A 24,967-nucleotide genomic window follows, 5' to 3' on the forward strand; every position below is an offset into this window, starting at 1 on the left:
TTCCGCTTGGGTGAGCGACGGGACTCGAACCCGCGACAGCCAGGATCACAACCTGGTGCTCTACCAACTGAACTACGCCCACCATTGCCTCGGCCACCGGTTTGACCCGGCTGCTTTGACGAAAGAGATACTAGCGCGAAAGTCGGTCAGGAAGCCAATCGGCAGGTCAGGCGGGACCCAAGCCCTCTACGACGGCTGCGATCTCCGCGCTCGACGGTCCGGGTGCCGCGACGAATGCAGTGCCGCGGTAGTACTTGAGTTCGCGGATGGATTCCTTGATGTCGGCGAGTGCCCGGTGGGCGAGACCTTTTTCGGGCTGGCCGAAGTAGATTCGCGGGTACCAGCGGCGGGAGAGTTCCTTGATGGAGCTGACATCGATCATCCGGTAGTGCAGGTATGTGTCCAGCGCCGTCATGTCACGCGAGATGAATCCGCGGTCGGTGGCGATGGAATTACCTGCCAGGGGAGCCGTACCGGCGACGGGAACGTGCTTGCGGATGTACGCGAGCACCTCTTTCTCCGCCTCGGCGAGGGTGACCGTCGACTTACGAACCTCTTCGGTCAGTCCCGACTTCGCATGCATCTTCTTCACGACGTCGGGCATTGCAGCCAATGCGTCGTCGTCGGCGTGGATGACGATGTCCACACCTTCGCCCAAGATGTTCAAGTCGCTGTCGGTCACCAGAGCCGCAATCTCGATGAGTTTGTCCGACTCGAGTCGCAGCCCGGTCATTTCACAATCGATCCATACCAATTTGTCCTGCACCAGGAACACAGTAGTGCGCGCGGGCGCGGGATAAGGTCTGCGGTGGAAACTCGACGTGTGTAAGACGGCGTTCGGGTGATGACAAGAACTTCGCCGCATTGCAACGAGGAGGGCTTTTCGATGACCGTGGATCCGAAGGACGGAGCCGCGCCGCTGACGCCGGCGGAGAAGGCGAAAGCTGCCAAGGCTGCCGCTGCCGAAGCCGCTCGGATTGCAGCTGAAGCCGCTGCGGCAGCTGAGGAAGCCGAGAAGGAAGCGGCTGCCGCTGAAGCCGAAGCATCGGCCGGAGCCACCCCCGCTGCTCAGGCGCCGTCGGGTGCTGCAGCTGAAATCGCGGCGGGCTATTCATCCGAGGGGCGGGCACTCGAGCTCGGCTCGGTGGTGATCGACGGAGTGGCAGATCCCACCGCGCGGGTGCGGATTCCGTTGGCGACGATCAACCGTCACGGTCTGATTGCCGGTGCGACGGGTACCGGCAAGACCAAGACGTTGCAGGGCATCGCCGAGCAGCTGTCCGCCGCGGGTGTGCCGGTAGTGATGGCCGACGTCAAGGGCGATCTCTCGGGTCTGTCGAAGGCGGGGGATCCGAGCGAGAAGATGAAGGCTCGCGCCGTCGAGACGGGCGACGATTCGTGGACTCCCGCTGGGATGCCAGTCGAGTTCTTGTCGTTGGGTACTGACGGAATCGGTATCCCGGTGCGCGCGACCATCACCAGTTTCGGGCCGATCCTGCTCAGCAAAGTGTTGGGCCTCAACGAGACCCAGGAATCGACTCTCGGACTGATCTTCCACTGGGCCGACGCTCAGGGCCTGGCCCTGCTGGACCTCAAGGATCTGCGTTCGGTCATCGCCCACCTGACTAGCGCTGAGGGCAAAGCGGATCTGAAGGGTATCGGCGGAGTTTCCTCCGCGACGGCGGGAGTGATTCTGCGCGCGTTGGTCAACCTCGAAGCCGACGGCGGTGACACCTTCTTCGGCGAACCGGAACTCGAAACCGAGGACCTGCTGCGTGTCGTCGGCGGTGCCGGTGTGATCACGCTGTTCGAACTCGGTGCCCAGGCCGCGCGTCCGGCAATGTTCTCCACCTTCCTGATGTGGGTGCTCGCGGACCTGTTCCAGACGCTGCCCGAAGAGGGAGATCTTGACAAGCCGAAGCTGGTGTTCATCTTCGACGAGGCGCACCTTCTGTTCGCGGACGCGTCGAAGGCTTTCCTGCAGCAGGTCGAACAGACGGTCAAGCTGATTCGCTCCAAGGGCGTCGGCGTGTTCTTCTGCACGCAACTTCCGACCGACATTCCCAATTCGGTGCTGTCGCAGTTGGGCGCGCGCGTCCAGCACGCCCTACGCGCATTCACGCCCGACGATCAGAAGGCGCTCAACAAGACCGTTCGTACCTACCCGAAGACCGAGCACTACGACCTGGAAAAGGCACTGACTTCACTCGGCATCGGTGAAGCCATCGTGACCGTGCTCTCGGAAAAGGGTGCGCCGACGCCGGTGGCCTGGACCAAGATTCGTCCTCCGAGGTCGCTGATGGACACCATCGGCAACGACGCGATCAAGGCGGCCGCGTCGTCGAGTCCGCTGAATCAGAAGTACGGCCAGACCATCGACCGCGAGTCGGCGTACGAAAAGTTGACGGCGAAGGTGGCCGGTGCTCCGACGGCGGATCAGTCCGTGGATCTTCCGTCGCTGCCCGATCTGCCGCCACCGCCGCCGGCCGAACCTGAGGGCCCCAACATCGCCGAGCAGATCTTGGGTAACTCGGCCGTGAAGAGCTTCCTGCGTTCTGCGGCTTCGGCTGCAGGGCGGGAGATTTCGCGAAACATCTTCGGTACCGGTAGCCGTCGCAAGCGCTGAGGCTTAGGCGCCCGCGAGGTCAGATGCCGACCTCGCGGGCCAATAGGTCGTTGATCGATTCACGCCTGATCAACGGCCGTGCAATCCCGCCCAGCACAGCGACGACCGGCGGCCGGCCGACGCTGTTGTAGGTGGAGGCCATGCTGTGGTGGTATGCGCCCGTACACGGCACTGCCAACAGGTCACCTTCATGTAGGTCGGCGGGAAGCCTTGCTCCGACGGCGATTTCGTCGCCCGATTCGCAGTGCCGCCCGGCGACGGTGACTTCCTGGAGCGGTGCGCTCGAATGCCGGTTCACCAATTCGACGTCGTAGTGGCTGTCGTACAACGACACCCGAGGGTTGTCGCTCATCCCACCGTCGACGGAAACGAAGGTTCGACCGCCGCTGATCGACTTGATGTTCTGTACGCGATATAGCGTGACTCCGGCGCGCGCGGCGATCGCTCGGCCAGGCTCGAGCACGATTTCGGGGCGAGGGAAGCGGTTTCGGGTGCACGCGTCGTCGAGAGTTTCGTCGATGACGTGAGCGAGGCGGGTCAGATCCAGTTGGGCGTCTCCCGGCATGTATGCGATCCCATGGCCACCGCCGAGATCGAGTTCGGTGAGGATGATTCGATGCGCGCGTCGTATGTCGTCCATCTGTGCGATCATCGTCTCGATCGCGGGGCGGAAGAGTTCGGGATCGGTGATCTGGGAGCCGAGATGGCAATGCAGGCCGATGAGTTGCAGGTGCGCCGCGTTGGCGACGACGGATACCGTACGTTCCAGTTCTTCGGAAAACGCTGGTAGGCCGAACTTTTGGTCCAAGATGCCTGTGGACACTGCCTTGTGTCCGTGTATGTCGATGCCGGGTGTGACTCTGATCAACACCTTCTGTCGGTGGGTACACACCGACGCGAGCCGTACCGCTTCGCTGGGGGAGTCGAGGACGATCCGGCCCACACCCGCGTTGACCGCCGCCCTCAGTTCGGAAACCGATTTGGCATTGCCGTGCAGGATGATTCGGTGGGGGTCCACGCCCGCGGCGAGCGCGACGGCGAGTTCACCGGCGGAACAGACATCCACCCCGAGTCCCTCGTCGGAGACCCAGGTAGCCATCGCTCGAATCATCAGTGCCTTGCCGGCGTACACGATCTCCGAGTCGGGGAAGATCTCTCGATACGTGCGGCAGCGGTGCCGCACGTCCGCCTCGTCGACGACGTACGTCGGTGTGCCGTACTGGTCCGCGATCTCTTCGAGGGAGACGTCGCCGATACAGACACGCCCGCTGTGGTCGTGGCGAGTACTGATGGGCCACAACGCAGGATCCATACGCGGTGTCATTGCGCCGCGTAGGGAGGGGAAGATTTCGAGTAGCGTCACGTCGATCTCCTGAAGGTGACCCGCCGTGTTGCGGGCTACCTTCAGATCTACTCCCGAAGATCACCGGTGGGGCGGTTCTTGACGCTTACTTGACGCGCCGCCGAACGAGGTTGACGCGGCCCTGACGGGGCTCGAATCACTGTGCCTGTCGAATCACTGTGCTCGCCGGCGCTTCCATCCGAACCAACCGAGCACCGCGAGCAATGCCACCGCGGCGCCTCCGCCGATGACCGCCGATCTGTCGGCGGACACACCAACGGACGGAGTTCCGCCGGGGCTCGGGGCGTAACCGGCGCCGTACACGGACTCGACCGCCGCTTGGATGTCGAACCCGGTTTCGGTAGCCGGCCCGCAGCTGTGCCCCTCGTGCTCGGCGTCGACGTCGTACGGCGCAGAAACGAACATCAGCTGCTCGGTGCCGAGCACATAGCTTGTGCCACAACCGTTCCCGTTCGCGAGTGTCCCCACCGACGTCACCGATGCCAGATCGCCTTTGTAGACCCGGCTGACGTCGAACAGGTAGGTGTCCTCGAACCCGTCCGAAGTTTTCTCCGTCGGAGTCCCGAGGAAAACGGTGCTGGAGACGCTCACGGCTTCTTCCGGGGTAGCCGATGATGCGCACGAACATGCATTCGCTGCCGTGGGCAGCAGTAAGGGCAACCCTCCGGTCAAAAGAAGGATTGCCCCGACTGCCAGTGTTCTTCGCATCGCCATTAACCGACTATATGGTCTGTTACGGCCTGCTCTGAGAAGTTTGCGTGAATCAGCCGCCGAGCCTCTTGTAGAACGTGCCCACGATGGGCGCAACGACGGCACGCGGGCTGTAACCGCCCGCGACGGACATCGCCTTGCTCAAGATGCCCGGTACGACGCGCATCTTGTTCTCGGCCAGGCCGTCGAGCGAGACCTTGGCGGTGTACTCGCTCGAGATCCAGAAGAAGTCCGGGACGAGCTTGTCGACGATCGACGCTTCGGCCGGGTCCGGGGTTTCGGTGCGTACTGGGCCTGGGGCGAGCAGGGTGACGTTCACTCCGGTGCCCTTGAGTTCACCTCGCAACGATTCCGCGAAGGTGTTCACGAACGCCTTCGTGGCGGCGTACGTCGCGTTGTTGGGGATCGGCATGTTTCCGGCCGCGGACCCGACCATCAGGATGGCTCCGGACTTGCGTGCGAGCATGCCGGGCAGCACGGCCAGCGTGAGATCGTGCACTGCAACGGCGTTGAGTTCGACCTGGTCGCGCTCGTATGCCGGGTCCAGCTCGGCGATCGGCCCGAAGGTGGCGATACCGGCGTTGTTGCACAGGATGCTGATGTCGCGGCCACCGAGTTCCTCGACCAGAACGGCACGCGCCGCGCTGTCGGAGAGGTCCGATGCACGGACCTCCACCTCGACGCCGTGCGCGGCGCGAAGCTTCTCGGCGAGGACCTCCATGACCTCGCCACGACGGGCAACGAGGATCAGGGAATGTCCGCGTGATGCCAGATCAGCGGCCAGTGCCTCTCCGATGCCGGAGGAGGCGCCGGTCACTACGGCGCGGGCTGTGGTTGTGGGTGTCGGCAGGCTCACGATCAGTCAGCGTAGCCGGTCAGATCTTCGCGGCCAGTCGTGTGCCCTGTTCGATGGCACGCTTGGCGTCGAGTTCTCCTGCCACGTCGGCGCCGCCGATGATGTGGGTCACCACGCCCGCGACGGTCAGTTCGTCCACGAGATCGCGAACCGACTCCTGCCCGGCGCAGATGACGATGGTGTCGACCTCGAGGAGTCGGGGCTTCTCGTGCTTCTCACCGAAGGTGATGTGCAGGCCGGCGTCGTCGATGCGCTCGTAGTTGACGCCCGAGAGCTCGTGGACGCCCTTGTTCTTGAGGGCCGCCCGATGGACCCAGCCGGTGGTCTTCGCGAGGCCGGCGCCGATGCGTCCTGGCTTGCGTTGGAGGAGGTAGACCTCCCGCTCGGAGAGCTCCGGTACCGGAGTGGTGAGAGCGCCCGGGGCCATTTCGGGTTCGGTGACGCCCCATTCCTGCTTCCACTCCTTGAGATGAAGAGTGGGGGAAGTGGGGTGCGTGAGGAATTCGCTCACGTCGACGCCGATGCCGCCGGCACCGATGACGGCGACGGACTTGCCGACGGGCTTGCCCTCTCGGACGACCTCGGCGTAGGTCAGCACCTTCGAGTTCTCGATGCCGGGGATCTTGGGAACCCGCGGCGTCACGCCGGTGGCAACGACCACTTCGTCGAAGGAGCCGATGAGATCTGTCGGTGCGACGCGGGTTTCGAGCTTGACCGTCACTCCGGCCACGTCCAGCATGCGGGTGTAGTAGCGAATGGTTTCGGCGAACTCTTCCTTACCCGGAATGAGCTGTGCGATCCCGAACTGTCCGCCGATCTTGTCCGAAGCCTCGAACAACGTGACCGAATGACCACGCTGAGCAAGATTGAGTGCTGCGGAAAGTCCGGCAGGACCGGCACCGACAACGGCGAGGTTCTTGGTCCGCCGAGTGGGGGAGAGGATCAGCGTGGTCTCACGGCCCGCGCGCGGGTTGAGCAGGCAGGAGACCTGCTTGTGAACGAAGGCGTGGTCGAGGCAGGCCTGGTTGCAGGCAATGCACGTGTTGATCTCGTCGGACGCTCCACGTTCTGCTTTGTTCACCCAGTCGGGATCGGCGAGCATCGGCCTGGCCATCGAAATCAATTGTGCGTCACCGCGGTTGAGGATCTCTTCGGCAGTCTCGGGCATGTTGATCCGATTCGAGGCGGCTACCGGAATGTCGACGTGCTTCTCGAGTTTGCCGGTGATGTCGACGAAGGCTGCTCGGGGAACCGAGGTGACGATGGTAGGCACCCGTGACTCGTGCCACCCGATGTCGGTGTTGATGATCGTGGCGCCGGCGGCTTCGACTTCCTTTGCCAGTGAGACGATTTCATCCCAGGTCTGACCGCCCTCGACCAGGTCTGCCATCGACAGCCGGAACACGATGATGAAGTTCGGGCCGACAGCCTTGCGTGTGCGTCGCACGATTTCGACTGCCATGCGTCGACGGTTCTCGGAACTGCCGCCCCACTGGTCGGTGCGCTTGTTCGTGCGCTCGCAGAGGAACTGGTTGATGAAGTAGCCCTCACCGCCCATGATTTCGACGCCGTCGTAACCCGCGGACTTGGCCAGGCGCGCGCAGCGAACGTAGTTGCGGATCTGCCAACGCACCCCACGGCCGGTCAGCTTGCGCGGACGGAACGGGTTGATGGGCGCCTTGATCGACGACGCGGAGACACTGAAAGGCTGGTAGCTGTAGCGGCCGGCGTGCAGGATCTGCATGGCGATCTTTCCGCCCGCGTCGTGAACCGCCTTGGTGATCCGGCGGTGACGGCGCGCTTCGATGCGGTTGGTCAGCTTGGCACCGAAGGGCAAGAGCCAACCGGTGCGGTTGGGCGCGTAGCCGCCGGTGATGATCAAGCCGACTCCGCCACGGGCACGTTCGGCGAAGTACTCGGCCAAGCGGTCGGTGTCCTTCGCGCGATCTTCGAGGCCGGTGTGGATCGATCCCATGACGACGCGGTTCTTCAGCGTCGTGAATCCGAGGTCGAGCGGTTCGAGCAGGCGGGGGAACTGTGTATCCGTCATGACTGAAGATGTCCTTCCGTGGCGTACTCGCCAGTGTCTTCGATGGCGTACTCGCCAGTGGGCAATGCGTCCAGAACTTCCTGGCACCAGTCGGTGAATCCTTCTTCGACGCGGATACCGCCGCGAAGTACCAGGTACTGGTGCAGTGAAGAGCCGGAAAGTGCTGCTGGATTGGGGAAGTCGCGCTTTTCGATGAGTCGGTAGACGTCGAGGCGGGCGGCGTGGCCGTCGCGGTGGCGAGCGACTTCGCGTCGTAGAGCGGGGAGATCGGCGTGCGCTGCGGCCCTGATCTTGATGGCCAACTCGTTGCGCAGGTGGTTCGGTTCGGACGGCTCGGCGATCCATCGGGTCAGTTCGGCGCGGCCGGCATCGCTGACGCGGTACATCTTCTTGTCCGGTCGGCCGTCCTGCGCGATGGCCTCCACCTCCACCCAGCCTGCCTCGTCCATTCGCTTGAGGACTCGGTAGATCTGCTGGTGCGTCGCGCTGTGGAAGAAGCCGATCGACTTGTCGAACCGGCGTGTGAGGTCGTATCCCGACGCATCCTGTTCGGACAGGGAGACGAGCAACGCATGTTCGAGTGCCATGGAAAAAGTATCTATGCACTCAGGTGCGTATGCAACTAAGTGCGTACTAACTTGGTTGCATAGAACGTCTTGTATGTCGACTTCGGAGAGAGGCGCCGAGTCGCCCGCGCGCAGTTAGGCTTCGCCGTATGAGCGCCGAGTCCACGAGCATGCAGGCCGAGCCACCCGCAGGCATCGGTGGTGCGGCCACGAAGAGTCAAGTGTTCGCGTGGGGGCTGTGGGATTGGGGATCGGCAGCATTCAACGCCGTGATCCTCACGTTCGTCTTCTCGGTCTATCTCACCGACGCGGTCGGCGACGACCTGCCCGGCACGATTTCGGCAACTACGTGGCTCAGTTGGGCTCTCGGAATCGCCGGCTTCTTCATCGCGATACTCGCCCCGATCACCGGACAGCGTTTCGATGCGTCGGGTAAACGCAAACTCTCACTCGCGATACTCACCGGCATCACCGTGCTCTCGATGGCGGGTCTCTATTTCGTCGAGGACAACTACCGCTACCTGTGGCTCGGATTGGTTCTGCTCGCAATCGGTTCGGTGATTTTCGAACTGGCCGGCGTGCCGTACAACGCCATGATGCGGCAGGTGTCGACACCGGAGAATCTGGGACGAGTCTCCGGCTTCGGCTGGGCCATGGGATATTTCGGCGGAATCGTGCTGCTGTTGCTGTGTTACTTCGGGTTCATCGTCGGCGACGGCGACACTCGGGGATTCCTGGGATTGACCACCGACGGCGGCATGAACATCCGGATGGTGGCACTGCTGGCTGCAGTGTGGTTCGCGGTCTTCGCGATTCCGGTGTTCTTCAAGGTTCCCGAGTTGCCCAGCCCCGCGGTCGATTCGGGAGCGTCCAAGGCCGGGTTCCTCGACTCCTATCGGGTGTTGTGGCGCGATCTGCGCGAACTCTGGAACGTCGACAGGCGCACGATCTGGTACCTGATCGCGAGCGCACTCTTTCGTGACGGTCTGGCGGGTGTGTTCACCTTCGGAGCCGTGTTGGCTGTCAACGTCTACGGAATCAGTGCGGCCGACGTCCTGCTGTTCGGTGTTGCCGCCAACGTGATTTCCGCAATCGGTGCATTGGTGGCCGGACGCTTCGACGATCGGATCGGACCCAAACAGGTCATCACCGTCTCGCTGGCGTCGATGATCGTGGTCGGCGCGATATTGATCGCGGTGTCCGGGCCGGTGATGTTCTGGATCTTCGGTCTCGCGCTCTGCCTGTTCGTCGGGCCCGCTCAGTCTTCGGCACGAACCTTCTTGGCACGCATCACCCCGCCTGGGCGTGAAGGTCAGATGTTCGGCCTGTATGCGACCACAGGCCGAGCAGTGTCGTTCTTGGCGCCGACACTGTTCGGCCTGTTCGCTTGGCTCTTCGGTGCAGACCGTGCCGGCATCATCGGACTGCTGGTGGTTCTCGGCGTCGGCCTTGCCGCATTGTCGATGGTGAAGGCGCCGGAAGGGGACAGTGCGATCCCCGTCAATCCTTGAAGTAGACCAACTGGTGTGTCGTAGCGAGCAATGCGCCGTCACTGCCCCAAATTTCGGCCGACTGATCGAAGTATCCGTTTCCGAACCGTTGGGTCCGCGCCGTTCCCAGCACGGAATTGTCTGCCTGTGCGGTCAGCGTCTGAGCGTCGGCGTGGAAGTAGATGGTCATCGAGACCGTTCCGGCCGGAGCCATCTTGCCTCGGCGCAAGAAGACTCGTGGGAAGAAGACATCACACAGTGCGGTCAGCGACGTGAAGTCGAGAGCGCGTGCCGGCTGATCTCGCACCCAGAGCGTCGTGGTCGAGTCGGGGTGCTCGCCCGACTCCAGATCGGGGATCGCACCTTCGACAAAGCGCATCTCGTAGTTCTGTGCCCAGGCGATGAACTCGGGGAACGGCAGCAGCGCAACGTTTTCGGCCGACGGAACTTCCGGCATCGTGATCTCGGTAGACGACCAGGTTTCACGCCTGGTACCGAACACTGCCGTCGCGGTAGTGGCGACGGTTCCGTCCTGAGACAGTTCGATGGACCAGTGCTGCGTCGAGCGGTTGGTACGCACCGGCCGGGCGGAGATCTCGAAGGCGCCCTCGGTGATCGGACCGGCAAAGTTGACGGTCAACGACAGCGGATCGCCGAGGCGTTCGGGGTGCTTCAGTACAGATTCGAGCAATGTGGCAGCGGTGACGCCGCCGAACGGCCCGACCATGTTGTTGTACGCCGGATTGGTTTCGCCGGTCGACAAGCCGGCCGTGAGTGGCGTCAATCCGACAGCGGTGTCGAACGGATGGGGTGGTGCAACGGTCTCGGTCATCGCAGAACTCCTGGTGGTGGAATCAATTCGGCTCTATGTATGACAACATACATAGAGCCGAATTCGTCGCGACGATCAGGATCCTGCACGTGCGAGGATTGCCTCGGCCAACTCTTCGGCTCGCTCTTCCGGAATCCAGTGACTTCCGCCGTCGAGCACGACGAACTCGTAGGGAGCGTCCACGAATTCACCACAGCGTTCTGCGCCTGCGCGGCCGAGTGCTGTGTCGCCGGTGCTCCAGACATACGTGGTCGGCACGGTGGTGCGATCGATGTCGCCGAAGTCGCGAGTCATCGCGCGGTACCAGTTCAAGGCGCCGGTGAGCGCGCCCTCCCCGCTCAGGACACGAATGTGCTCGTCGGCGAATTCAGGATCGATCTGGCCGTCGAACATGGCGCGCAGCCGGCGGAAGTTGTCCTCCGACAACACTTCCTCGGCTTTGCCCTCCTGTCGGAGAAGTCCGATGTACGACGAGCGTTGCTTCTGGTCCTCGTCCTCGCGGAGTGCCCAACCGAAGGCGGTGGGGTGGGGGACCGAGATGGCTGTCAGGCTGCGGATCCGGTTCGGATGGCGACCGGCGACCTGCCAGGCGACCGCCGAACCCCAGTCGTGGCCGACCAGATGCGCGTCGGACAGGCTGAGCGCGTCGAGCAATCCGACGACGTCGGCTACCAGATGCTCGATCTTGTAGGCATCCACCCCTTCGGGGCGCGCGCCGGCGGAGTATCCGCGCTGATTCGGTGCGATCACGCGGTATCCCGCCGCGGTGAGCAGTGGTGTGACCTTGCCCCAGGATGCGGCGCTCTCCGGGAAGCCGTGCAGCGCTACCAGCGGAATGCCGTCGTCCGGGCCCGAGATCAGTACATCGAAGGTGAGGTCGCCAACGGGGATTTCGTATGTACTCGTGGAAGACATGACTCTCACCGTACGTCGAAAAGGTGAACCCGAGGTCAGTTTCGAGGTGGATTCCAGGTGGCCATTCCGAGCATGATGACTCGCAGTTGCTTCTCGGCTCGTGTGATGACGGCGGCTTCGTCGCGATACCCGGCCGTCCCGGCGTCCAGCAGTTCGACGACAGCGCTGAACATCGTCGAGACGATCAGGTCGGCAGCCATTTCCAGATCGTCCGACGACCAGCTTTCCAGTCCGGCAATTCTGGAGAGGTCGATGGTCAGTTCGCTGACGAACAACCGCATTTCAGTGGCTATCGCACGTCGTACCTCACTGACGCCGCTGTAGCGTTCGCGGCAGAGGAACCGAAACTGTCGCTCGTGTGTATGCACTTGTCGCACAAGGATGCCCAGTGACGTAGCGGCGTCCTTGGTGCTGGGATTACGCCTTGCGTCGCGCAGCATCTGGCGCAACATGCGCATGCTCTCTTCGACGAGGACGACACCGACGTCCTCCAGTGAAGCGAAGTGGCGGTAGAACGCCGTCGGAACGATCCCGGCTTCCCTGGCTACCTCTCGCAAGCTGATTCCGGCGAAGCCGCGATCGGCCGAGAGGTCCATGGCAGTGTCCAGGAGCGCTTGGCGTGTGCGTTCCTTCTTTGCGGCACGACTTTCCGGTTCCCTGTTGTCGGGTTCCCTGCGCTCTGGGTTCACCGGTCCGGCCTTCGTCACGACGTCGAGTGTAGGTACAGGCATTCCGGCTCCTTTCGGCAACTCGTGTAACTCGGATCACATTCTTGTTGACATGTACTTGTGTGCACCTGTCACACTATCTTCGGTGAACATTTGTACACTGAATTCACGCAGTCGGGGGAAGCTAGCCCAGCAATCGGTACACCCGGCAATCGAAGTACGAGGAGGGTCATGACAATCGCATCTGCTCCTGAGAACACGACACCGAAGTCCACACCTCGGCGCGGACTGTCCTTGGTGGGACTGATCGAAGCCATGGCTGCTCCACATCAGATCGATCGGTACCTCGAGTTGGTCAACCCGATGGCGACCGTTCGTGACATCCGCGCGCAGGTTGTCGCCGTCGACCATCCGACCGCTGACTCCGTCACTCTGACGCTGCGCCCGACTCGCCAGTGGCGCGGTTTTCAGGCGGGCCAGTTCGTGCAGTTGGGCGTGGTGATCGACGGTGTTCGTCACACTCGCTGCTACTCGCCGGCCGGCGGCGCGTCTACGCGCAACGGGCTGATCGAGCTCACCGTGAAAGCGCATCCCGGTGGCCTGGTGTCGCAGTATCTGTACGCCAACGCGGCGCCCGGACTCGTTGTCAGCCTCTCGCAGGCAGACGGTGTGTTCTCCCTTCCCGTCGACCGCCCGCGTCGGGTGTTGTTGATCAGTGGCGGCAGTGGAATCACCCCGGTCATGTCGATGCTTCGGACGCTGGTGGAGGAGGAGCACTCGGGCGAGATCGTGTTCGTGCACTACGCGAACACCGATGCCGACGTGGCATACACGCGCGCGCTGAAGACCATCGCCGAGCAGAACCCGAACGTGAAACTGGTACTCGTGTACACCGAAAGCGGTGGAGGTGACCTCGAAGGTTTCTTCGATCGCGGGCACCTCGACGCCGTGGCTCCGTGGATCGCCGATCCGGACACGATCGACGCCCAGGCTTATCTCTGCGGGCCTCCCGGTCTGATGCGGGGAGTGCGTGAGGTGTTCCGTGAGGTCGACGTCGAGCACTTGCTCAATACCGAGGAGTTCGCGCCGGCGGTTGCCGAGCCGGGTGAGGCCGGCGGCGAGGTGTCATTCACCAAAAGTGGGGTGGCGGCCGAGAACTCCGGCGAAACACTTCTCGAACAAGCAGAAGCTGCGGGCCTCAATCCCGAATACGGATGCCGGATGGGAATCTGCTTCTCCTGCACCTCCGTCAAGAAGGCGGGTCGTACCCGAAACGTGCGCACCGGTGAGACAGACGACGAGCCGGACAAGAAGATCCAGCTGTGCGTCAGCGCTCCCGTCGGCGACGTCACCGTCGACATCTGAAGTCCCATTTTCCACACGACTGTCTGGAGACCGACATGTTTGGACTTTCACTTCCCACCCTCCCGTTCCTCGGCAACGGTTCCGATGCGAAGGACGACGCTCCCGTCGTCCTGACGTACGAGCAGGTCGAGGAGATCGGCCGCGAGTTGGACGCATTGCGTGATCGCACCGTCGCTTCGCTTGGGGCCGAAGACCGGGAGTACATCTACAAGATCATCAAGGCTCAGCGCGGGTTCGAGGTCGCAGGTCGCGGCTTGATGTACCTCGGATTCCTACCGCCGGTGTGGCTCGCGGCAGTCGGTGCGCTGAGTGTGTCGAAGATTCTCGACAACATGGAGATCGGCCACAACGTCATGCACGGTCAATATGACTGGATGCGGGAACCCGGGCTCAATTCCGAAGTCTTCGAATGGGATACGGTGTGCCCGGCCGACCAGTGGCGACACTCGCACAACTACATGCATCACACGTACACCAATATTCTCGGCAAAGACCGTGACATCGGATACGGCATCCTGCGTATCGACGACGCGCAGAAGTGGAACCCCTATTACCTCGGTAATCCGGTCTGGGCCTTTGCCTTGATGATGCTCTTCGAGTGGGGTGTGATGATGCACGATCTCGAGATCGAGAACGTCATCCAGGGCAAACGCAAGTGGCACGACGTCAAGCCGCTTCTGAAGGGCTGGTGGAACAAGGCGGGCAAGCAGGTCCTCAAGGACTACGTCATCTTCCCGGTTCTGACGGGGCCGCTGTTCGTGACCACTCTCGCGGGGAACGTCACCGCCAACCTGGTCCGAAACGTGTGGACGTACTCGATCATCTTCTGTGGCCATTTCCCCACCGGCGTACAGAGCTTCACCGAGGACGAGACGGCCGACGAGACTCGTGGTCAGTGGTACGTGCGTCAGATGCTCGGCAGCGCCAACATCGAGGGAAGCCCGCTCTTCCACATCATGTCCGGCAACCTCTCGCACCAGATCGAGCACCACCTGTTCCCGGACCTGCCTGCGCATCGTTATCCGGAACTCGCTCCCCAGGTGAAAGAATTGTGTGGGAAGTACGGTTTGCCGTACAACACCGGTGGGTTCTTCAAGCAGATCGGTTCGGTATGGGGCAAGATCTTCAAGCTCGCTCTTCCGCCCGGTTTGGTCAAGTCGAAGACCCCTCCCGGTGTTATCGTCGAGCGCCAGCGAACTGCAGCCTGAGAGGCACACACTGATGGTCGGGAAATTCGAACGCCGCAAGGACACGGTCCAGGAACTGACCGAAAGTGCAGCCAACCACGTGGGCTCCATCGCGATGATCATCGCCGGGGCTGTTCGAGACGTGACGCGCGAGATCGGTGACTGGGTGTCCGACGGAATCGAGATGCGTGAAGCAGCGAAAAAGGCTGCGGCTGACGATCGTTCGGAGTCCGTGACCATCGAGCACGACGAGACCGATCCACCGGAAGATTGGCGTTGATTCCAACTCTTCGATCGCCGAGACAGTAAGGCCGACGGCCGGATCGCACAACCGCGAGCCGTTTCGCCTGAACGACCACGTTGCCCTCCGTCACAGATGACGGAGGGCAACGTGGGTTTCGTGGACTGTTTCGGCGGCCGAAGACGCGGATCGAACACCGATCACAAGTGAGGTCCTAAGCAGCGCTTCCGAGGCTCGCCGAGTCGAAGCTGCCGAGCCCGGTGCTGCCGAGACCGCTGCTACCGACCCCGCCCAATGCGAGCGCATTGCTGCTACCCGCGCTCAGTAGCTGGACGATGATGTTGATGACGATGGGGTCGCCGGTGAGCGGAATTGTAGGCACAGGGGGACCTGCTTTCTGTTTCGAGATGTGGTGAGCAAGGTGAGCGGCGACGGGATCGTCGACGTGGTCAGGCGGGCTGTTTCAGCCACTTCCGGTGCTGCCGAGCGACACGATAGAGCCGTTGCCGAAGCCGAGTGCTCGGGAGAGTGAGCCGAAGTCGATGACCAGGCTGCCCAGGGTGTGCTGGTTTATCACAGTGGTTCCTGTCTGTGCCGCGACTTTGTGATGCGAGCGGGTAAGTCGATCAGGGAGCAGGCGTCGTGGGAGTTTCGCCGCCGCCGCCGCCAATCGGAGAGTTGTTGGTGTAGAGGAAACTGCTGCCGGCGTTGAACATCTGTAGGACGGTGTTCATGACGACGGCCAAAGCGCCTGTGGTTGGTGCGGCGATCATGTGCTTGCTCCTGGTTTCAGCGGTGGCGACGTGGTGGTCACCGTGGTCACCGCCATCACAGTGTCAGGCGGCTTGGAGCGGGCCCTGCGCGAGAGATTCTCTCGCACAGGGCCCGAGATTCGTCCTAGGAGACGCCGCCGCCATCCGTCGAGCCCGTGCCGGTGCTGCCCGCGTTGAAGAGCTGCAGGATGGTGTCGAAGAAGGCACCGAGGAGAGCGTTATCCTGGCCGTTGATCATGTGTTTCCCCTTAATTGTTACTGGTTTGCGCGGTGATTCGCACCACACTTTTATAGCCCGGGTCGGAACGGAAAAGTGGGGTCCAGGCGCCACACGTGGACAGCTAATAGCGAGGATGTGAGTGTTCACATTTTCGCTGGACGATTGTCCACATCAGTGCTTGCGAAAGTCAGAGAGATCATGGCAGCGCGCAGTTTGAGCAGTTCAGAGGGCAGGGCCGGATCCAATCCGGTCAGGGTTGCGATGCGCTTGATTCGATTGTCGACGGTGTTGGTGTGCAGGCCGAGCGCCGACGCGGTGCGCTGACGATGCTGGCCGTTGGCGAGGTGTATGGACAATGTCTGCAGCAGTTCCGGATTGCCGTCGAGTGGCCTTAGAAGATTGATCAAGCTGTCGCGGCCTGCGCCACCCCGAGTGAGTTGATACTCGAGCGCGAGGTCTTCCATTCGGTACGACCGCGCCGGCAGTCTCAGGCGCCGCACGAGTTGCGCCAATTCGTGAGTGGTTGCTTGGGCGGCGGCGATATCTCGTACCGCGGCGTTCTCGGCGATTGCTGTGATCTCCACCCCGACCGTTGCGCGTGCACGTTGGATGACCTCGCACACTGTTCCCCAGTCGGGTGTGCCCTCGATCAGGACCAGACCACGTTGCGGTGCAGGAGCTTCGAGCAGCGCCGACCCGAAGTGGGCCGCGATTTTCGATTGAGCGACGGAGAGGTCACGGTAGGCCTGTATGCGCTGGTGGTTGCCGTTGCGTGCTCCCGGGCGGATGGGCGGCAGGTTCACCAGGAGCCGCAGGACGAGATAGCGGGGTGCGAGTTCAACGCCCATCTGCAACGCAAGCTGGGTGGGATCGTCGCCGTCCAGCATGGCTTTCACGAGAGCGCCGGCGGAGTATTCCCCGAGTTGGGAGCCAGCTGGGAGAGCCGAGAGATAGCTGATCGAGATGAACGAGTGAAGCCGCTGCGCGAGTGCGAACAAGAACTCGTTGAGATCCCCGAGATTGGCGGAGTCCTCGGCGTCGGCCCGGCTGAGGATGAGGGTGCGAAAAGTGCTGATGCCCTCGTTGGTCAAGTTGAGGATCGCGCTGAGTGGCACGCCTTTCAATGCTTGTTGGACGGTCATCGTGTGAATGCCGTCCAACTCTTGGTCGGTGGGAAGTTTGCGGTGATCCAGCAACTGGATCCCCACTTGGAGCCCCTGCACGATCACCGCAATCAGTTCCCGACGAACTGCCTCCGTTTGGAGGGAAGTCAACGTCGGGTTGGCACGGGACAGGTGATCTACGAGATCGCTTGCCAGTGGGATGACGTCGTAGACCGCTGTGGAGGCGGGCTTGCCTCCCAACATGAGCGGTCCCGGGTTGTTCAGCAGCGCTGGGGACATGGGTGGCCTCCTCTAGACAGGTGCGTCGCCTGGCACAGGCACCCGGAGGCTCGGCGCGTTACGAAGCGGGGTACACGCTGAGGCCTTGTTCGGGGGCATACTCGCCGCTGAAATTTGCGGATCGAATTGCGCCAGGCGTTGTGATTTCTACCACATGAACGATCGTCCAACTGTGAAATGGACAAATGTGAAGATAAGTCCATATGCCCCACGCGCTGCGGACCTAAACAATCGTCCACTTACGGTGTTTTTCGACGTCAGAGCGGAAAACGGATTCGGAGGACACCACGAGTTCCGTCTGGGATCATTGCCGGCGCCGACGGTGCTCGTCGCGGGCGATTTGCTCAGATCAAGCTCGAGGGCCCTGGGTCCTCGAGGACCCAGGGCCCTCGAGGCCTAGGTATTGATTCGACCGGTCCGATGTACGGGAACCGGTTCAGGGTGAGATCACCCCTTTTTGTACTGCTGTCTGTATTGCGGAAATCTCTAGATGACGCCCAGCGAAATCATGGCGTCGGCCACCTTCACGAAGCCGGCAATGTTCGCGCCGTGCACGTAGTCGCCCGGCTTTCCGTACTCGGCAGCGGTGTTGATGGTGCGCTTGTGAATGCCGCGCATGATTCCGGCGAGACGCTCGTCGGTGTACTCGAAGCTCCAGGAATCACGCGAAGCATTCTGCTGCATTTCGAGGGCGGAGGTTGCGACGCCACCGGCGTTGGCCGCCTTGCCGGGCGCGAAGGCTACGTTCGCGTCACGGAAGAGCTGGATGCCGCCGGGGGTGGTGGGCATGTTCGCGCCTTCGGCAACGGCCTGAACGCCGTTGGCGATCAAGGTCTTTGCGGCATCTTCGTCGAGCTCGTTCTGAGTCGCGCAGGGGAGTGCGACGTCGCACGGCACGTCCCAGATGGAACCATCGGCGATGAACTCGGCATGCGGAACTGCGTCGGCGTACTCGCTGATGCGGCCGCGGCGAACTTCCTTGATCTCCTTGAGGAGGTCGAGATCGATGCCCTTCTTGTCCACGATGTATCCCGAGGAATCCGAGCAGGCGATCGCGACGCCGCCGAGCTGGTGGATCTTCTGGATTGCGTAGATGGCGACATTGCCGGATCCGGAGATCACGACGTTCTTGCCTTCGAGGCCTTCACCCTTTGCCTTGAGCATTTCGGCGACGAAGTACGCGACGCCGTAGCCGGTGGCCTCGGTGCGAACCTGCGATCCGCCCCAGGTGATGCCCTTGCCGGTGAGGACGCCCGACTCGTACGTGTTGGTCAGCCGCTTGTACTGACCGAACAGGTAGCCGATCTCGCGACCGCCGACGCCGATGTCGCCGGCCGGAACGTCGGTGTATTCACCGATGTGACGCTGCAGTTCGGTCATGAAGGACTGACAGAAGCGCATGACCTCTGCGTCGGAGCGGCCCTTGGGATCGAAGTCCGAGCCACCCTTGCCGCCGCCGATGGGCAGGCCGGTGAGTGAGTTCTTGAAGATCTGCTCGAAGCCGAGGAACTTCACGATGCCCAGGTTGACGCTGGGGTGGAAGCGCAGGCCGCCCTTGTAGGGGCCGAGTGCACTGTTGTACTGCACGCGGAAGCCACGGTTGACGTGAACGTTGCCCTGGTCGTCGGTCCACGGCACGCGGAAGATGATCTGGCGTTCCGGCTCGCAAAGCCGCTCGATGAGTCCGGCGTCGGCGTAGCGGGGGTGGCGTTCGAGCACTACGTGAAGAGACTCGAAGACCTCTGCGGCGGCCTGATGGAACTCGGGCTCTCCTGCATTGCGAACCAAAACCTGATCGTAAATCTGCGCTACGCGGTCACGTACGGACACCGCTCACCTACCTCGTTGTGAGAACTCTTTTACATTTCCGTTACATACTAGGCGCCTTTATTGCTGTATCGGACAACTGTCCTGTGAAGGTGAAATCGGACACAGCTGTCACTTGTGTCAGTTGAACGGGCGATTTATAACAATTTGCTCAGCTTTCACTCTCTTAACACAGTCCAAATGGTTTGCTTCTGCGGTCGGGGATCACTGTGCCTGTGGTCCGAACGGGAGTCGAATTGATCAGAGGGGCTGCACGTGCGTAAAAAACACTCCATGTCGGCGATGTTGTCGATAGGCGTCGTCACGATTGCCGCGACGATTGCCGCAGCGCCGTCTGCGTCTGCGATCGGTGGACCGTGTGGGTCGGGAGGAAGTGGTTCCGCCGGATCGATGACGGGTTCGCTCGGTTCGCTGACCGGATCACTTGGCAGTGGTTCCGCCGGTACCGGCTCCCTCGCCAACGCGTTGCCGTGGATCACCGGCGCGCCCAACGGTGCTCTGCCGGTGCTGACCGGCCGCACCAAAGCGATCGAAATGGTCACTGGCCCAGGCAGTCCCAACAACACGATCGAGCGGTTCAACGTGTCGGGAACCGACCTCGGAATCATGTGGGACAACGGTCTTTCGGGGCCGGATCACGACGTTCTGATGGCATTCGGCGATACGGTTGGCGACTGCGACACCCCGGGTGACGACTGGCGCAGCAACGTGTTGTTCCGCAGCAACGACACCGCCATCGCCGACGGCATGAAGATCGACAGTTCTCCTTTGGATGGCCCCAATCATTCCAAGGAGATCATTCCGGGATTCGGCATTCCGGGCGAGTTCACCACCATCCCGACCGCTGGAATCTCTTACGGTGGTGTGCAGTACATCAGATTCATGTCCGTTCGGTCGTGGGACGAACCAGGAGCCTGGACCACCAACTATTCGGCTCTGGCTTTCTCCACGGACAACGGTGAGAACTGGGAGCTCGATCCGGCGACGGTTCGCGCGAACACGGAAGGACTCGGTATCCCGGGGATTCCGGCGGTATCACCGATCAATTCCAACTTCCAGCAGAGCGCCTTCCTCGACGGACGCGATGGTTACCTGTACGAATACGGAACTCCCTCAGGCCGTTTCGGTAAGGCGATCCTGGCGCGAGTTGCCGGAGCCGACATCAGAAACCTCGGCGCGTACGAATACTGGGACGGCTCCGGTTGGAGTCCGCGAGATACCGATGCGGTGCAGGTCATCAAAGCGCCGGTCAGTGAACTTGCCGTGCAGTGGAACGACTACCTGAACAAGTACGTCGCGATGTACACCAGTGCCGAGGGCAACCTCGTGATCCGTCAGGCCGACCAACCGCAAGGCCCGTGGAGCGGCACCCAAACTCTGTTGAGCGGAATCACGTTGCCCGCGTTGTACGGCGGATTCATGCACCCGTGGGCGAGCGGACAGTTCCTCGAATTCGTCGCGACCACGTGGGACCGTTACAACGTCATCTACATGCGAACCGACTTGAACGGACTCAAGATGGCGTCGTCGGATTCGCGCGATCGTCCTGACCCCGCGACCACCGGTGAGGCTCGCGTCCTCGAAGTCACGATGCCGGAAGACCGCTAGCCCGAGCAAGATTCGACAACTGTGGCCTGCAACTCGATCGAGTTGCAGGCCATAGTTCTGTGGGTAGTGATATTCGGGTGATGCTCAGAGAATGAAGAGCATTTCCTGATACGTCGGGAGTGGCCAGTGATCGTCGGCGACGATGGTTTCGAGGAAGTCGGCCGCTGCACGTACCTCTGCCATGGCGGGCAGGAGTGCGTCCTGTGCGTGCTTGGCCTGATCGAATGGCGACTCGCCGGCGTCGGTGTCGATTGCTGCGCGCAGGGCCGCGAGCGCTGTGCGCAGAGCCGCAACGGGCGCCGACACTTCTTCGAGCGGAGCTGAATCCGGTTCGAGGCCGGCGGACTTCAGTGCGACGAAGTTCTGCGCAACTTCCGTCTGGTGGCGCACTGCAGCCGGAAGGATCAGCGTCGTACCGATTTCGGCGGCCAGGCGTGCCTCGACGCCGATGCTCAGTGCGTACTGTTCGAGTCCGACCTCGTAGCGACTGTGCATCTCTCGGTGGTTGAAGACCTTGTACTTCTCGAAGAGTTCCATCGAGGACTCGGTGATCAGTTCAGGAAGGGCGTCCAGCGTCGTGCGAAGGTTCGGCAGGCCGCGAGACTCGGCCTCGATCTGCCAGTTCTCCGAGTAGCCGTCGCCGTTGAAGACAACCGCACCGTGGTTGGTGATGATCTCGGTGAGCAGATTCTGGACGGCGGTGTCGAAATCGGCGCCGTCGGCGACCGCGGCCTCCAGTTCGGTGGCCATGTAGTCCAAGGCCTCGGCCATGATCGTGTTGATGGTGACCATCGGGCCGTTGACTGTTTGCAGCGATCCTGGTGCGCGGAACTCGAAACGGTTGCCGGTGAAGGCAAATGGGCTCGTGCGGTTGCGGTCGCCCGGATCGGTCGGCAGGACGGGAAGGGTGTCGGCTCCGATCATCATGGTGCCCTTGTCCTTCGACGATGTTGCCGCGCCCTTGGCGATCTGCTCGAAGACGTCGGCCAGTTGATCGCCGAGGAAGATCGAGATGATTGCCGGGGGAGCCTCGTTGGCACCGAGACGGTGATCGTTGGTTGCCGATGCGACCGACGCGCGCAGGAGGCCGGCGTATTTGTGGACGGCCCGGATGACTGCGGCGCAGAATACGAGGAACTGGGCGTTGTCATGCGGATTGTCGCCGGGGACAAGCAAACTGCCGAGTTCGGAGTTGCCCAGCGAGAAGTTGACGTGCTTGCCGGAGCCGTTGACACCGTCGAACGGCTTCTCGTGGAACAGACATTCCATGCCGTGCTTCTTGGCGATGGTTTTGAAGGTGGTCATCAGCAACTGCTGGTGGTCGGCGGCGATGTTGCCTCGCTCGAACATCGGGGCGATTTCGAACTGGCCGGGCGCAACCTCGTTGTGCCGTGTCTTGGCGGGGATGCCGAGTTTGAACAGTTCCCGCTCGGTGTCCATCATGAATCCGAGCACACGTTCCGGGATCGCCCCGAAGTAGTGGTCGTCGAACTCCTGGCCCTTGGGCGGCTTTGCGCCGAAGAGTGTTCGGCCGGCGTTGAGGAGGTCGGGGCGGGCGAGGAAGAAGTGTCGATCGATCAGGAAGTACTCCTGCTCGGGACCGCAGAACGACACGATGTGCTCGGGGTCGTCGTGGCCGAACAACTTCAGGATTCGTTCGGCGTGGAAACCCATTGCCTGTTGTGAACGCAGCAGGGGAGTCTTGTGGTCGAGCGCTTCGCCGGTCATCGAAACGAACACGGTCGGGATACACAGTGTGTTGCCGTTGGGGTTTTCGAGAACGTAGGCCGGGCTCGTGACATCCCAGCCGGTGTATCCGCGAGCCTCGAATGTGTTGCGCAGCCCGCCGTTCGGGAAACTCGAAGCGTCGGGTTCACCTTGGATCAAGGTCTTGCCGGCGAACTCCGCCAGTGCACTGCCGTCGCCGACCGGCTCGAGGAAGCTGTCGTGCTTCTCGGCCGTCAACCCGGTCAGTGGATAGAAGACGTGGGCGTAGTGGGTTGCGCCTTTCTCCAACGCCCAGTCCTTCATCGCGGACGCGACCGCATCGGCGACCATGGGATCAAGCGGTTTGCCTTGCTCGATCGTCGCCATCACCGACTTGTAGACGAGCTTGGGCAGTCGCTTCTGCATGACCACCTTGTTGAAGACGTTGGCACCGAACACCTCGCCGGGTGTCTCGTCGGTGGTGAAACTGACCACCGGAGGTGTGTAGGCCTCGACGTCCTTGATCGCTTGCAAGCGAACTGCATTTCCACTCATGTGCTTACCCCTCGCCCGGGCCCAGGGCTGCGCTGCTGATTGCGAGCCCGACTTCGGCAAACCCTACGAACCTCCGGAGTCGGGGGTGTTTCGTAGATATTGCGCCTGTCCGCAAACTTCGAGTCACAACGGAAATGTCGATCTGTCGGAGGTCTACGGCAGACTTCGAGCCGACGGGCTATTGCAGGACAGTCGAATCGGAGAGTCTTTGTGATCAGGGTGTTGGTGTCAACAACGGTGGAGCAGGGCGATCTCGCGGAAGTGCTTCGGTTGTATGACGAACTTGTCACCGAGACCCGAAAAGAGGACGGCTGCATCAATTACGAGTTACTGCAGCGCACCGACAATCCCTGCGAGCTCGTGTTGGCGGAGGAATGGGAATCGCAGGAGCACCTCGACGCCCACACTCATACCGAGCACTTCGTCAGGTTGGTTGAGGCGCTGGACAAGCTCGAGACGGCAGCGCCGGCGCAGATCTTCACGAAGGTTCTGTAGCGGCGGAGTCCGGTCTCAGTGCTCGCTCAGGCGTCGAACGAACATTCCGGAGGCCCTCGAGCGTCAACTAGGCGAGCCGTTCCGACACACGCGGAAACTGGTTTGCATCGACACGCTAGAATCATCGTAGGTCCGTCGAGTCCGATGTAGGACAGCGCCTTCGGGCTCCAGCCGGGTCTTGTGCCGGTGTCGGCCGACCTGCACGGGCGCTCTATACGGTCACGTCGGAGTAGGGCATATGCTCTGACACCCAAGGAAATACGACTTCCATGAGTAGCAGCACCACCGCGACCAAGAGAACGATCGCCAGCAGGGCCTTCACTGGTCGGGGGCCGGGGAGCGCGCCCCAGAGGTAGCCGTACATTCATTGCTCCTGGAATGCCGCGGGAATGGTGCCCGAAGTCTTCGAGATTGTTTCGACGAGAACCGCGTGGACGATCAAGCGTTCGCTGTTCGAGTAGAGCGGATGGCACGTGGTCAGTGTCAACATACTTTCCAGCGTGGCGTCGGGCTCGGCCCAAGGGCTTCCGGGCAGCGGGTTGACGACCGCAACATCCCCGGGCACGGTGATGTGCCGCCCGAGGAGATGGGCGTAGTCGCCTTCGGAAACCCGATCGGCTTGCTCGGGATTCAAGCAGGCTTTCGCCGCAGCGCGACGTTCGGGCGAGGCCTGGTCGAGTGGGAGTAACCGGTACGTCATCCACTGGGACTCGGTCTCCACGACGACGGCATCGCATGCATCGAGTCGATCCAGGTGTTGGAAGACTGCGCCGGAACCATTGCGGTGCCCGGCGAGCGCGAAGTTTCCGGCTTCGCCGGGCATCTGCGAGTCCGGGTAGTGGCCGGGGCCGGCCCGCAGGTCCTCGTTGCGTGTGCCCTCGACGATTGCGTACGCGGCGCCGAGTGTGGGGAAATGCACGCGCGCGAATCCCTCGCCGAGCACAGGGATCAGCGGGGACACCGGCTGACCGTCGATCGCTCCTGGGGCTTCGGGGACTTCGGCCCAGGATTCCTCCAGACTGTTGTTGAGCTCGTCCTGGAGCCGCCCTGAGACGATATTGGTCCAGAACGCCTCATAGATGACGAACAGCAGGACGACGACCCCGGCCGTGAGGAGCAGTTCGCCGATTACCTGGCCTGTGCCCGGCCGCCGACGCCCTGGAACTTTGGTATCGCTCACGGACCGGGGTCTCCTCTTCACAGATCTACCGAGCTAGCTGATGTGTCGAATTGGTGCCGTATCGAACTAGCTGCCCGCGTTGATCGTGGCGCTTCCGGTACCGCCGAGGAGATCGTAAAGGAGTACGGACAGGCGACCGAGCCCGTCGATCGCGGCAGAACCAGTGGTCTCGATGCCTTCGATGACGATCGGGAACGGGAGGAATGACATGGTGTTTCTCCTTCGAGGGGTGGGCCACGGGGGCCGCGAGATAGATACGCCGTGACGGTGAAACAGGGCGGGGGCGACCAGGCGTAGGTCGCCACCCGCCCTGTTTCGGTATTCCTGGT

General features: G+C 62.1%; 23 protein-coding genes and 1 tRNA gene. 7 read left to right on the forward strand and 17 right to left on the reverse strand.

Features of this window, described 5'->3' with window-relative positions; translation table 11 throughout:
- Positions 1–9 precede the first annotated feature (9 nt).
- Both AC2ETI_RS13055 and orn read right to left on the reverse strand, forming a co-directional pair.
- Positions 10–82 (reverse strand) — tRNA-His (locus AC2ETI_RS13055).
- Between the two features lie 84 nt (positions 83–166).
- Positions 167–766 carry an oligoribonuclease gene (gene orn / locus AC2ETI_RS13060; RefSeq protein WP_024487359.1) on the reverse strand — a complete coding sequence of 200 codons (600 nt, stop codon included), beginning with the start codon at positions 764–766 and terminating at the stop codon, positions 167–169.
- Positions 767–886: 120 nt separating this feature from the next.
- Between orn and AC2ETI_RS13065 the strand changes: the two genes are divergently transcribed.
- Entirely contained in the window at positions 887–2,626 is a 1,740-nt protein-coding gene (locus tag AC2ETI_RS13065) for a helicase HerA-like domain-containing protein (RefSeq protein WP_483634017.1), read from the forward strand.
- 19 nt (positions 2,627–2,645) lie between these two features.
- Here the strand turns inward: AC2ETI_RS13065 and lysA are convergent, their stop codons facing one another.
- The 5 genes from lysA to AC2ETI_RS13090 all read right to left on the reverse strand — a co-directional run bounded on the left by lysA (position 2,646) and on the right by AC2ETI_RS13090 (position 8,193).
- Entirely contained in the window at positions 2,646–3,989 is a 1,344-nt protein-coding gene (gene lysA, locus AC2ETI_RS13070; protein WP_483634018.1) for a diaminopimelate decarboxylase, read from the reverse strand.
- Positions 3,990–4,142: 153 nt separating this feature from the next.
- Complete coding sequence (locus AC2ETI_RS13075) at positions 4,143–4,580, reverse strand: hypothetical protein (protein WP_070797084.1); 438 nt, start codon at positions 4,578–4,580, stop codon at positions 4,143–4,145.
- 172 nt (positions 4,581–4,752) lie between these two features.
- The gene (gene cmrA / locus AC2ETI_RS13080) at positions 4,753–5,556 is read right to left on the reverse strand and encodes a mycolate reductase (RefSeq protein WP_097387209.1); all 804 of its coding nucleotides are present in this window, start codon (positions 5,554–5,556) and stop codon (positions 4,753–4,755) included.
- 19 nt (positions 5,557–5,575) lie between these two features.
- Complete coding sequence (locus AC2ETI_RS13085; RefSeq protein WP_483634019.1) at positions 5,576–7,606, reverse strand: FAD-dependent oxidoreductase; 2,031 nt, start codon at positions 7,604–7,606, stop codon at positions 5,576–5,578.
- Positions 7,603–8,193, reverse strand: a complete 591-nt coding sequence (locus AC2ETI_RS13090; RefSeq protein ID WP_020970016.1) for a PadR family transcriptional regulator — start codon at positions 8,191–8,193, stop codon at positions 7,603–7,605. Before AC2ETI_RS13090 ends, AC2ETI_RS13085 begins: the two co-directional genes overlap by 4 nt.
- A 128-nt stretch (positions 8,194–8,321) precedes the next feature.
- On the opposite strand from AC2ETI_RS13090, the gene AC2ETI_RS13095 reads away from it, so the two are divergent.
- Positions 8,322–9,683, forward strand: coding sequence for an MFS transporter (locus AC2ETI_RS13095; protein ID WP_172932168.1), 1,362 nt, complete (start codon positions 8,322–8,324; stop codon positions 9,681–9,683).
- Here the strand turns inward: AC2ETI_RS13095 and AC2ETI_RS13100 are convergent.
- The 3 genes from AC2ETI_RS13100 to AC2ETI_RS13110 form a co-directional block, all read right to left on the reverse strand.
- Positions 9,673–10,494 carry an acyl-CoA thioesterase gene (locus AC2ETI_RS13100; RefSeq protein WP_020908258.1) on the reverse strand — a complete coding sequence of 274 codons (822 nt, stop codon included), beginning with the start codon at positions 10,492–10,494 and terminating at the stop codon, positions 9,673–9,675. The two genes, AC2ETI_RS13095 and AC2ETI_RS13100, sit on opposite strands and share 11 nt — an antisense overlap.
- Before the next feature lie 75 nt (positions 10,495–10,569).
- Positions 10,570–11,409, reverse strand: coding sequence for an alpha/beta fold hydrolase (locus AC2ETI_RS13105; RefSeq protein ID WP_483634020.1), 840 nt, complete (start codon positions 11,407–11,409; stop codon positions 10,570–10,572).
- Between the two features lie 35 nt (positions 11,410–11,444).
- Positions 11,445–12,140 (reverse strand): TetR family transcriptional regulator, encoded by a 696-nt coding sequence (locus AC2ETI_RS13110; protein ID WP_003945327.1) that lies wholly within the window; start codon positions 12,138–12,140, stop codon positions 11,445–11,447.
- Positions 12,141–12,308: 168 nt separating this feature from the next.
- On the opposite strand from AC2ETI_RS13110, the gene AC2ETI_RS13115 reads away from it, so the two are divergent.
- Genes AC2ETI_RS13115 through AC2ETI_RS13125 form a run of 3 tightly spaced genes read left to right on the forward strand, consistent with a single transcriptional unit; the run spans position 12,309 to position 14,909 of the window.
- Positions 12,309–13,442 (forward strand): ferredoxin reductase, encoded by a 1,134-nt coding sequence (locus AC2ETI_RS13115; protein ID WP_021344756.1) that lies wholly within the window; start codon positions 12,309–12,311, stop codon positions 13,440–13,442.
- Between the two features lie 35 nt (positions 13,443–13,477).
- Positions 13,478–14,650 carry a fatty acid desaturase family protein gene (locus tag AC2ETI_RS13120; RefSeq protein ID WP_020908255.1) on the forward strand — a complete coding sequence of 391 codons (1,173 nt, stop codon included), beginning with the start codon at positions 13,478–13,480 and terminating at the stop codon, positions 14,648–14,650.
- Positions 14,651–14,663: 13 nt separating this feature from the next.
- Positions 14,664–14,909, forward strand: coding sequence for a hypothetical protein (locus AC2ETI_RS13125; RefSeq protein ID WP_019749125.1), 246 nt, complete (start codon positions 14,664–14,666; stop codon positions 14,907–14,909).
- A gap of 175 nt (positions 14,910–15,084) precedes the next feature.
- Here the strand turns inward: AC2ETI_RS13125 and AC2ETI_RS13130 are convergent, their stop codons facing one another.
- The 4 genes from AC2ETI_RS13130 to gdhA form a co-directional block, all read right to left on the reverse strand.
- Complete coding sequence (locus AC2ETI_RS13130) at positions 15,085–15,252, reverse strand: hypothetical protein (RefSeq protein WP_003945367.1); 168 nt, start codon at positions 15,250–15,252, stop codon at positions 15,085–15,087.
- A 244-nt stretch (positions 15,253–15,496) separates the two neighbouring features.
- Complete coding sequence (locus AC2ETI_RS13135) at positions 15,497–15,643, reverse strand: hypothetical protein (RefSeq protein WP_167333749.1); 147 nt, start codon at positions 15,641–15,643, stop codon at positions 15,497–15,499.
- A gap of 363 nt (positions 15,644–16,006) precedes the next feature.
- Positions 16,007–17,266, reverse strand: coding sequence for a PucR family transcriptional regulator (locus tag AC2ETI_RS13140; RefSeq protein WP_046378785.1), 1,260 nt, complete (start codon positions 17,264–17,266; stop codon positions 16,007–16,009).
- Positions 17,267–17,752: 486 nt separating this feature from the next.
- Entirely contained in the window at positions 17,753–19,096 is a 1,344-nt protein-coding gene (gene gdhA, locus AC2ETI_RS13145; protein ID WP_003945368.1) for an NADP-specific glutamate dehydrogenase, read from the reverse strand.
- 270 nt (positions 19,097–19,366) lie between these two features.
- On the opposite strand from gdhA, the gene AC2ETI_RS13150 reads away from it, so the two are divergent.
- On the forward strand, positions 19,367–20,701 hold the full coding sequence (locus AC2ETI_RS13150) for a glycoside hydrolase family 183 protein (protein WP_195791420.1): 1,335 nt from the start codon (positions 19,367–19,369) through the stop codon (positions 20,699–20,701).
- An 84-nt stretch (positions 20,702–20,785) separates the two neighbouring features.
- On the opposite strand, the gene AC2ETI_RS13155 is transcribed toward AC2ETI_RS13150, so the two are convergent.
- A complete protein-coding gene (locus AC2ETI_RS13155; RefSeq protein ID WP_019749120.1) occupies positions 20,786–22,963 on the reverse strand; it encodes a glutamine synthetase III family protein in 2,178 nt (725 codons plus the stop codon).
- A 225-nt stretch (positions 22,964–23,188) separates the two neighbouring features.
- Between AC2ETI_RS13155 and AC2ETI_RS13160 the strand changes: the two genes are divergently transcribed.
- A complete protein-coding gene (locus AC2ETI_RS13160) occupies positions 23,189–23,458 on the forward strand; it encodes a putative quinol monooxygenase (protein WP_256921976.1) in 270 nt (89 codons plus the stop codon).
- Positions 23,459–23,822: 364 nt separating this feature from the next.
- Here AC2ETI_RS13160 and AC2ETI_RS13165 read toward each other — a convergent pair whose 3' ends face one another.
- Together AC2ETI_RS13165 and AC2ETI_RS13170 are read right to left on the reverse strand one after the other, a co-directional pair.
- Positions 23,823–24,638, reverse strand: a complete 816-nt coding sequence (locus AC2ETI_RS13165) for a class E sortase (protein WP_477847572.1) — start codon at positions 24,636–24,638, stop codon at positions 23,823–23,825.
- 66 nt (positions 24,639–24,704) lie between these two features.
- Positions 24,705–24,848, reverse strand: a complete 144-nt coding sequence (locus tag AC2ETI_RS13170) for a hypothetical protein (RefSeq protein WP_003945342.1) — start codon at positions 24,846–24,848, stop codon at positions 24,705–24,707.
- Positions 24,849–24,967 lie beyond the last annotated feature (119 nt).

Source organism: Rhodococcus sp. MurmanLake-1, from assembly GCF_056945715.1.